Source organism: Mesorhizobium sp. M2E.F.Ca.ET.209.01.1.1 (genome assembly GCF_004010375.2).
GTDB lineage: Bacteria > Pseudomonadota > Alphaproteobacteria > Rhizobiales > Rhizobiaceae > Mesorhizobium.
The window spans coordinates 1-322 of sequence record NZ_SADP02000780.1 but is presented as its reverse complement, the minus strand read 5'-3'; the positions used below and the strand labels follow the sequence as shown (position 1 = coordinate 322).

Below are 322 nucleotides of genomic sequence, written 5' to 3'. Positions count from 1 at the left end.
GATCAGCCGGCGTACACCGGGCCTGTCCGCCCGCCAGTCGCCGAAAGCCGCCGCGCCTTTGAGCGCAGGCTGATCGGCCTGCTGGGCGAAAGCCGCGGTCCTGAGAAACAGTGCGGACATCGCCAGTCCGGCCAATCGCATCATTTCCTCCACTCGATCGTGAAGGAAATTAACGATCGGTCTGTCCCTGGGTTCCCTCACGCACGATGGTTCGAAGCAAACGTCAGGAATCAGGTCCCGGCAGCGTAAAAATCGTCATCCAGGCGTTTTTCCAGGGCAACGAGATCGGCGGGCAACGGCAGGCCCATGGCGCGCATTTCGC

1 pseudogene is annotated in these 322 nt (G+C 62.1%); it reads right to left on the bottom strand.

What is annotated here, in order from left to right:
* Positions 1–144, bottom strand: a pseudogene (locus tag EN852_RS42900) (sorbosone dehydrogenase family protein); the annotation flags it as partial.
* Positions 145–322 lie beyond the last annotated feature (178 nt).